Genomic DNA, 8054 nt, shown 5'->3' on the forward strand with positions numbered 1-8054 from the left:
CCCCAACCCCCTTCCGCAGGAGCGCCCTTGTCCACCGTCGTCGAGACCGACGTCCTGATCGTGGGCAGCGGCCCGGCCGGTGCCTCGGCCGCGCTCGCCCTGAGCACCTACGGCGTCCCCAACATCATGGTGACCCGCTACGCGAGCCTCGCCGACACACCCCGCGCGCACATCACCAACCAGCGCACCATGGAAGTACTGCGCGACCTCGGAGTGGAGCAGGAGGTCGTCGCGCAGTCCACCCCGCAGCACCTGATGGGCAATACGACGTTCTGCACGAGCCTCGCGGGCGAGGAACTGGGCCGGGTGCGCTCCTGGGGCAACGACCCGCTCGTGCAGGCCGAGCACGAACTCGCCAGCCCCACCCGCATGTGCGACATGCCGCAGCACCTCATGGAGCCGGTCCTCGTGAACGCGGCCGTCGCCCGCGGCACCCGGCTCCGCTTCCAGAACGAGTACCTCTCCCACACCCACGACGCCGACGGCGTCACCGCCACCGTCCGCGACCGGCTGCGCGGGGACACGTACGAGATCCGCGCCAAGTACCTGATCGGCGCCGACGGCGGGCGCTCGAAGGTCGCCGAGGACGCCGGGCTGCCGATGGGTGGTCAGATGGGCGTCGCCGGCAGCATCAACATCGTCTTCGAGGCGGACCTGAGCCGGTACACCGCCCACCGCCCGTCCACCCTCTACTGGGTCCTCGCCCCGGGCGCGACGGTCGGAGGCATCGGAGCCGGCCTGGTGCGCTGTGTACGCCCCTGGAACGAGTGGCTGATCGTGTGGGGCTACGACGTGAACGCCGGCGCGCCCGACCTGACCACCGAGTACGCCGAGTCGGTCGTCCGGACGCTCGTCGGGGACGACGACATCCCCGTGACCGTCAAGTCGTCCTCGGCGTGGACCGTCAACGAGATGTACGCCGAGACGTACGCAGACGGCCGGATCTTCTGCGCCGGAGACGCCGTGCACCGGCATCCGCCGTCCAACGGCCTCGGCTCCAACACCTCGATCCAGGACGCCTACAACCTCGCCTGGAAGCTCAAACTGGTCCTCGACGGCACCGCCCACCCCAGGCTGCTCGACAGCTACACCGCCGAGCGCGCCCCGATCGGCCGGCAGATCGTCACCCGCGCCAACCGGTCCATCCGCGAGACCGCCCCGGTCTTCGAGGCCCTCGACGGGCTCTCCCCGCAGACTCCCGAGCAGCTGTGGGCCAACATCGCCGCCCGCAAGGACGCCACCGAGGCCGCCGAGAAGCAGCGGGCCGCACTGCGCGAGGCGATCGCCTTCAAGGTCTACGAGTTCAACGCCCACGGTGTCGACCTCAATCAGCGCTACGACGCCGGGGCTTCCGCCGCGATCGTCCCGGACGGCACGCCCGACCCCGGCTTCGCCCGCGACCCCGAGCTGTACCACCAGCCGTCCTCCCGCCCCGGCGCCCGGCTCCCGCACGCCTGGATCACCTCCGGCACCCGCACGCTCTCGACCCTCGACACCATCGGCCGGGGCCGTTTCACCCTGTTGACCGGCATCGGGGGAGAGGCCTGGGTGCGGGCGGCCGAGGCGCAGGCGGTGGAGATCGCCGCGGTGGTGATCGGCCCGGGGCGGCAGTACGAGGATCCGTACGGAGACTGGGCGCGGCTGCGTGAGGTCCCGGACGCGGGCGCCCTCCTGGTACGCCCGGACGGTTTCGTCGCCTTCCGGCACGCCTCCGCCGGCCCGGACGCCGAAGAACTGCTCGCGGACGCGCTGCGGCGAATCCTCGGGCACGCCTGACCGCGCCATCATGGAGGCAGTGGAAGAGCCAGAAGCAGCGGAAGAGCGGTACGAAGCGGAAGAGCCGTAGCAACCGGAAGAGCCGTAGCAACCGGAAGAGCCGTAGCAACCGGAAGAGCGGTAGGAACCCGGAAATCTGGAAGAACGGACGTCGACGACGAGGAGCGGGATGACCACCGATGCGACCAGGGACGGCGTCACCGAGCAGGCCCTCGCCAGCCTGGGCGGGACCGCCGACCCGCGGCTGCGTGAACTGCTCACCGGCCTCGTCCGTCATCTGCACGACTTCGCGCGCGAGACCCGTCTCACCCAGGACGAGTGGGAACGGGCGATCGCCTTCCTGACCGCGACCGGGCAGATGTGCACCGACACCCGGCAGGAGTTCATCCTGCTGTCGGACGTGCTGGGCCTGTCCATGCTGGTGGAGACGCTGAGCGGTGATCGCGCGTCGGGCGCCACCGAGTCGACCGTGCTGGGCCCCTTCCACATGACCGAGTCGCCGGTCCGCGCACTCGGCGACGACATCGACCTGGTCGGCGGGGGCGAGAAGTGCGTCGTGAGCGGCCGGGTGCGGTCCGCCGACGGCACCCCGCTGCCCGGCGCAGTCGTCGACGTCTGGCAGGCCGACGACAAGGGCTTCTACGACGTCCAGCAGCCCGGCGTCCAGCCCGCGGGCAACGGACGCGGGCTGTTCACCGCCGACGCCGAGGGCCGCTTCTGGTTCCGCACCTGCGTCCCGGCGGCGTATCCCATCCCCACTGACGGCCCCGTGGGCGCGCTGCTGCGCGCGACCGGACGGCACCCCTACCGCCCCGCGCACATCCACTTCATCGCCGCGGCCGAGGGCCACGCGCCCGTCACCACGCACATCTTCGTGGCCGGCGGCGACTACCTCGACTCCGACGCGGTGTTCGCCGTGAAGCGGAGCCTGATCCAGGACTTCGCCGAGACCGACGATGCGTCCCTGGCCCGGGAGTTCGGCGTGGGGAACCCCTTCCGGCACGCGCGCTTCGACCTCGTCCTGGAGCAGGCCGTATGACGTTCCAGCAGGATTTCACGTACGAGACCCGGCCCGTGCGGGTCGTGTTCCGGCCCGGCGCGGCCGTCACCGCGACTCCGGACGAGGCGGCGCGCCTGGGCCTGAGGCGGCTGCTCGTCGTGTGCGGCAGCCGGGGCGAGCCGGTGGCCCGGGCCGTCGCGGAAGCGCTCGGCGACAGCTGCGCGGGAGTGCACGCCGAGGCGCGGATGCACGTGCCCGTCGAGGACGCCGACCGGGCCGTCGCGGCCGTCCGGGCGGCCGGGGCGGACGGCTGCGTCGCGGTCGGCGGCGGCTCCGCGATCGGGCTCGGCAAGGCGATCGCCCTGCGCACCGGACTCCCGCTGATCGCCGTGCCGTCGACCTACTCGGGCTCCGAGATGACCCCGGTCTGGGGTCTGACCGAGCACGGCGCCAAACGCACCGGCCGCGACCCGGTCGTCCAGCCCCGCAGCGTCGTCTACGACCCCCGGCTGACCCTCTCCCTGCCCGTCGCGCTGACCGTCACCAGCGGGATCAACGCGCTCGCGCACGCCGTCGAGGCGCTGTACGCCCCCGACGCCTCACCACTGGTGTCGGTCATGGCGGAGGAGGGCGTCCGGGCCATGGCCGAGGCCCTTCCGCGACTGGCCGCCGACCCGGACGACCTCGACGCGCGCAGCCGGGCGCTGTACGCGGCATGGCTGTGCGGGGCGTGCCTCGGCGCGACGACGATGGGGCTGCACCACAAGCTGTGCCACGTCCTCGGCGGTACCTACGGCCTGCCCCACGCCGAGACCCACACCGTGGTCCTGCCCTACGCCCTCGCCCACAACGCCCCCGCGGCCCCGCAGGCGCTGACCGTCCTGCGCCGCGCCCTCGGAACCGACGACGTGCCCCGCGCCCTGTGGGACCTGGCCGGCCGCCTCGGCGCCCCGCGCTCCCTGGCCGAACTCGGCCTCACCGAAGCCGACGTGACCCCGGCGGCGGCCCGGGCCGCGGGCGAGCCGTACGCCAACCCGCGCGAGGTGACGGTGGACGGGGTACGGGGCGTGCTGCTCGCGGCGTTCGAAGGGGGCCCGCCCTCCACGGCCTAGGGTGCTGTCCCGGGACGTTGGTGACAGGCGACACGCCCGTTGCGTGGTCCTTGAACGGGGCGAGGGCCTCTGGGCTCGGTGTGGATTGCGACATCTACCCGACGCCCAGGAGGCCCTCGTTGTTTCACCGTAACGCCCCGCTGACCGCGACCGGCAGGCTGCGTCTGGCCCGGTGTGTCGTCGACGACGGCTGGCCGCTACGCCGGGCCGCGGAACGCTTCCAGGTAAGCCACACCACCGCCGCCCGCTGGGCGGGCCGCTACCGCAAGCACGGGCCCGCCGGAATGCACGACCGCTCCAGCCGCCCACATCACCAGCCCCGCCGCACCCCGGACACTCTCGAGGAACGGGTGGTGCGCCTGCGCCGCGAACATCGCATCGGACCGGTGCGGCTGGCCGCCCGCTGCAACATCGCCGCCTCCACCGCCCATCGCATCCTCGTCCGTCGTGGCCTGCCCGCACTCGCTGCCTGCGACCGGGCCACCGGCGAACCCGTCCGCCGCTACGAACGTCGGACCGCTACCGGCACACCTTCCTGTGCGTCCTCAATGCCGGTGGCCTGCTGCGCTCCGGCGTGTACGGGCGCGTCCCGGTCGTCCGGGACCTGGCGCGGGCGAACTCGCTGCTGTACCGGCAGAGCACCACGCTGCGGACCAGGGCCGTCGTCGAACCCTTCGAGCGCGCGAGGGCCGCGGGCCCGGACGGTGAACCGCCGCGCGGTGCCCGCCGCGGCATCCTCGTCCAGCTCTCCACCGACTTGCCGGCGGACGGCACCGCCGCCCTGCGCCGCTGGCGCGCGGCCTTCCCCGAACAACCGGCCTACGACGGCCGTCATCTCGCCCTCGTTCCGACCGTCTTCGACCGCCTCGACCCGGGCCTGTGCCGGGCGCTGGTCCACCGCGGCTGGTGGCTGGGCGGGGCGGCTCTGGCGGCGTACCACCCGGAGCTGCTTCCGGACGACGTGTCATCGCTGCGCCCGCCGCAACGGTGACCCTCCGTTCGAGGACCGCACGCACGGCCCTCAGCCGCCTGAGTCTCGCGGACAGAAGGTGACCGCAAGCCTTCCTAGGGTCGTGGCATGACTCAGACGCAGAGGATTCTTGTCACCGGCGCCACCGGAACCGTCGGCCGTCAGATCGTCGCCGAACTGCTCGACCGGGGGCACGAGGTGCGCGCCCTCACCCGCGACGCCGCCAAGGCGGCCTTCCCGGCCGGGGCCGACGTCGTCGAGGGTGACCTGACCGAGCCGGACGGCCTGGGCCCGGCCCTGGAGGGGGTCACCGGTCTCCACCTGATCACCTTCGGCGGTGCCGCCTTCAGCCCGCTGGAGACCGGGCCCCGGATCCTGGAACTCGCCAAGTCCGCCGGGGTCCGCCGCGTCACCGTGCTGCACGGCGGCGGCCCCACCCCGCTGGAGGACGCGGTACGGGCCGACGACGGCGTGGACTGGACGGTGCTCATGCCGGTCGAGTTCATGGCCAACGCCCTGGAGTGGGCGGACGGGATCGTGACCTCGGGGGAGGTGCGGGAGCCTTTCGTGGACCGGCTGAGTGCCATGGTCCACGAGGCGGACATCGGCGCCGTCGCGGCAGTCGCGCTCACGGAGGAGGGGCACGGCGGCCAGGAGTACGTGCTCACCGGCCCCGACGTGCTCACCGTCGGAGACAAAGTGAAGACGCTCGCCGCCGCCGTCGGCCGGGAGATCACCCTGGTCGAGCTGACCGAGGTGCAGGCCGTCGCGCAGTGGCGGGCGGCGGGTCTCGCGGAGGACGTCATCGGCTTCCTGCTCACGGCGTACGGCGACACCCCCGAGGTGGGCCGTACGGTCTCCGGCACCGTCGAGAAGGTCACCGGCCGCCCGGCGCGCACCTTCGCCCGGTGGGCGGCCGAACACGCCGGCGCCTTCACAGGACGGTCATGACTGTCTCGTATTGAGACACCCGGACCGGAATCCGGTCCGTCAAGATCGACAAGGGGGTGTGACCGCAGCAAGGTGCGGCCGTCGGCATGCGCTGAATCGCCGACCGCACGGCCGCACACCCGAAGAAAGGTGACCACCATGGCCCTCGCACTGCTCCGGCGCCGGTGGCTCAAGAACACCCCCGCCGAGGCGGCGGGCCTCGCCCTCCCCCTCCCCGACGGCGCGGGCGCGGTGGCCCGCGAGGTCGTCGACCCGATGGGCTCGCCCCTGGCGGCCGCGGACGTCACCGTCACCGCCCTGGACACCCACCGTGTCGCCGCCCGCGGCACGACCGACCCCTACGGCTACTTCCTCGCGGCACTGCCGCCCGGCCGCTACAGCCTGCTCATCTCGGCACAGGGCCTGCGGCCGCACCGCGAGACGATCGAGACGGGCCCGGGCACCACGCCGGCCACCGAACGCATCTGGCTCCAGCCCGCCGAGGCACTCCAGTTGCCGGCGCCGGGCAACTGGCTCTTCGACCCGCCGCACACGGCGATCCGGTTCATCGCCAAGCACGTCGGCATGGCCCATGTCCACGGCCGCTTCGAACGCTTCGACGGCGGTATCCAGATCGCCCAGGACATGACCAACTCCCGGGTGTCGGTCCGTATCGACGCCTCCAGCATCACCACCGGCAACACCACCCGCGACAACCACCTGCGGTCCGCCGACTTCCTCGACGTCGAACGCTTTCCGTACATCGACTTCACGAGCGCGCGCTTCGCCTACCGCGGAGGCACCAAGTGGACGCTGCAGGGTTCCCTCACCATGCACGGCGTCAGCCGCTCGGTGTCCCTGGACACGACATACCTCGGCACGGTGAACGGCGGCTACGGCCAGGAACTGCGCTGCGCGGCCCTGGCGACGGCGGAACTCCACCGCGAGGACTACACCCTCAACTGGCGCTCCATGCTGGCCCGCGGCATCGCGGTCGTCGGCCCGACGGTCCAACTGGAGCTCGACGTCCAGGCGATGTACCGCACCCACGACACGCCTACGCCGCCGGAGTAGGCCCGTGACCTGCAGGTGTGTCGGGCGAGCGGCAAGTGCGCCGTGAGCCCACCCGAGCCCGAGCCGCCTTCTCGCGTGTCGGAGGAGGCGGCGTTCGGCGCATCGCCACCTGCGGGCGAGCCCCTCTGGTTCGATCTCGCCGCCGGCCTCGGCCAGGTCGAGTTTCAGGTAGCGGGTGAGTCCTGGGCGGAGAGTTCTCCGGCCAGTTCCATACAGCGCAGGCGGGCCGGGGAGAAGTCGTAGGGCATCTTGCCGGTGGCTTCGAGCACGCTCATGGAGTCAGCCTCCCGCCTGCCGGAGCCGAGGTCGGCCTCGCCCTCGACGTCATCGGCGGTGGCAGGGTGCAATGTGTCCCAGGCGTCGAAGAGGGCATCGTCGTCCTTACCCAGGCCGGACTCCTCGATGACGGCCTGCAGGGCGCTTTCGAAGGCGTGTCGCTCGACGGCCACTTGAGCCACCCGTGGATCATCGACGGCGACACTGTCATCGAGTGCCTCCTCGGCGTCATCGATGCGGTCGGATTCCTCCCGCAAAGTGGGATGCGTGGCCAGGACGACGAAGCGGTTGGCCTGGACGGCCGCGCCGAGTGGGCCGAAGATCCGCTCGGTGACCAGCAGACGGTCCAGGTCCGCCTGGCGCAGGGAGCCCTCGGGCAAGCTCCTGAGGCGTTCGGTGACGACGTCGGAGAGCAGGCCCATCCGGCTGCCTTCGGTGCGCATCCGCTGCACGGCGGTCCGTTGCCGCCGCAATTCCGCCTCCTGGTCGGCGAGGGTTTCCTCCAACTGCTCCAGGATGCCCGCGATACCTTCTCCGCTGTCCGCACCGGCGGAAGCCGTGCTGGTGGTAAAGGCGTCACGGATGTCGTCCAGGGGGATCCCGACGCCGGCCATCCTGCGAATCCACAGCAAGCGGATCAAGTCCTCGTACCCGTAGCGGCGGCGGTCATCGCCGCCCCGCTCAGGCTCGGGGAGCAGCCCGATCTCGTGGTAGTGGCGAATCGCCCGTGGCGTGCTGCCGACGAACGCCGCCGCGTCACCGATCTTGACCTGACGGGGTGGCACGAAAGACGAATGCATGAGCAGGTGACCTTTCCTCAAGGCATCGGGACGTAAGTCCACGGGACCACATGCCGCTACGGAAGGTGCAACCCATGACACGCACCCCAGCCCCCGGAATAATCCCTGGCCCCGTC

The 8054-nt window shown here is 71.9% G+C and carries 7 protein-coding genes and 1 pseudogene; 7 read left to right on the forward strand and 1 reads right to left on the reverse strand.

Annotated features, from left to right (window positions below):
* The first annotated feature begins 27 nt into the window (after positions 1-27).
* The 7 genes and pseudogenes from K4G64_RS37340 (at position 28) to K4G64_RS37370 (ending at position 6862) form a co-directional block, all read left to right on the forward strand.
* The gene (locus tag K4G64_RS37340) at positions 28-1776 is read left to right on the forward strand and encodes an FAD-dependent monooxygenase (RefSeq protein ID WP_221760314.1); all 1749 of its coding nucleotides are present in this window, start codon (positions 28-30) and stop codon (positions 1774-1776) included.
* Between the two features lie 169 nt (positions 1777-1945).
* Entirely contained in the window at positions 1946-2815 is an 870-nt protein-coding gene (locus K4G64_RS37345; RefSeq protein ID WP_221760315.1) for an intradiol ring-cleavage dioxygenase, read from the forward strand.
* Positions 2812-3888 (forward strand): maleylacetate reductase, encoded by a 1077-nt coding sequence (locus K4G64_RS37350; protein WP_221760316.1) that lies wholly within the window; start codon positions 2812-2814, stop codon positions 3886-3888. Before K4G64_RS37345 ends, K4G64_RS37350 begins: the two co-directional genes overlap by 4 nt.
* A gap of 119 nt (positions 3889-4007) precedes the next feature.
* A pseudogene (locus K4G64_RS37355) lies at positions 4008-4397 on the forward strand (helix-turn-helix domain-containing protein); the annotation flags it as partial.
* Positions 4398-4462: 65 nt separating this feature from the next.
* Entirely contained in the window at positions 4463-4879 is a 417-nt protein-coding gene (locus tag K4G64_RS37360; RefSeq protein ID WP_260461512.1) for a hypothetical protein, read from the forward strand.
* A gap of 87 nt (positions 4880-4966) precedes the next feature.
* Positions 4967-5809: an NAD(P)H-binding protein gene (locus K4G64_RS37365; RefSeq protein WP_221760317.1), complete on the forward strand. Its 843-nt coding sequence runs from the start codon at positions 4967-4969 to the stop codon at positions 5807-5809.
* Positions 5810-5947: 138 nt separating this feature from the next.
* Positions 5948-6862: a YceI family protein gene (locus K4G64_RS37370; RefSeq protein WP_221760318.1), complete on the forward strand. Its 915-nt coding sequence runs from the start codon at positions 5948-5950 to the stop codon at positions 6860-6862.
* Positions 6863-7026: 164 nt separating this feature from the next.
* Here K4G64_RS37370 and K4G64_RS37375 read toward each other — a convergent pair whose 3' ends face one another.
* On the reverse strand, positions 7027-7938 hold the full coding sequence (locus K4G64_RS37375; RefSeq protein ID WP_221760319.1) for a MerR family transcriptional regulator: 912 nt from the start codon (positions 7936-7938) through the stop codon (positions 7027-7029).
* Positions 7939-8054: the final 116 nt, after the last annotated feature.

Source organism: Streptomyces sp. WAC04114 (assembly GCF_019733245.1).
Classification (GTDB): domain Bacteria; phylum Actinomycetota; class Actinomycetes; order Streptomycetales; family Streptomycetaceae; genus Streptomyces; species Streptomyces massasporeus_A.